This window comes from Paraburkholderia atlantica (assembly GCF_009362785.1).
GTDB classification, from domain to species: domain Bacteria; phylum Pseudomonadota; class Gammaproteobacteria; order Burkholderiales; family Burkholderiaceae; genus Paraburkholderia; species Paraburkholderia atlantica.
In genome coordinates this window covers 1-793 of sequence record NZ_WHNQ01000215.1, presented here as the reverse complement: position 1 = coordinate 793, position 793 = coordinate 1, and the positions used below count along the sequence as shown (strand labels likewise).

Genomic DNA, 793 nt, shown 5'->3' with positions numbered 1-793 from the left:
TTTTTGAGCTGTGCGATGAAGAAGACGAAGACACCGCGAACCACACTCGCGCCGGGCTTAGCCAAGGTCCTGAAGCGCCTTCACTACCCGCTTGAAGTGATTTTGCTGTGCGTGCGATGGTACGTGGCCTATTCGCTGAGTTTGCGCAACCTTGCGGAAATGATGGACGAGCGTGGTATCGCGGTGGATCATTCGACGGTGCACCGCTGGGTCATCAAGCTGCTGCCGCTCTTCGAAAGGCGCTTCCGCAAGCACAAGCGTCCGGTTGGGAAAAGCTGGCGAATGGACGAGAGCTATATCAAGATCAAAGGCGAGTGGAAATATCTTTACCGGGCAGTGGACAAGGCGGGCGACACGGTCGAATTCCTGCTCAGGGCCAGGCGGGACAAGGTCGCTGCCCGGCGGTTCTTTGAAAAGGCGATCGCCCATAATGGTACGCCAGAGACCGTGACCATCGACAAAAGCGGTTCCAATCTGGCCGCACTGGATGCGGTGAATGCCGATCGCGAGACGCCGATCAAGGTCCGTCAGATCAAGTACCTGAACAACATTGTCGAACAGGACCATCGGGCTATCAAACGCCGGAGCCGGCCGATGCTGGGATTCAAGAACTTCCACCGTGCGAGGGTCATTCTCGGCGGCATCGAGGTAATGCACATGATCAGGAAAGGACAGATGAAATGTGCGGGCAAAGACCCGTCGTCTGCTTCCCAGCAGTTTTACTCCCTTGGGTCATAAGCAATACTTATCATATCGACATTTCTCGTCCCGACACCCTTACTGCAACAGAACC

1 protein-coding gene is annotated in these 793 nt (G+C 55.6%); it reads left to right on the top strand.

Annotation, left to right across the window (positions count from 1 at the left end; all coding sequences use genetic code 11):
- Positions 1-15 precede the first annotated feature (15 nt).
- Positions 16-738 (top strand): IS6 family transposase, encoded by a 723-nt coding sequence (locus GCT19_RS42345; RefSeq protein WP_152855118.1) that lies wholly within the window; start codon positions 16-18, stop codon positions 736-738.
- Positions 739-793: the final 55 nt, after the last annotated feature.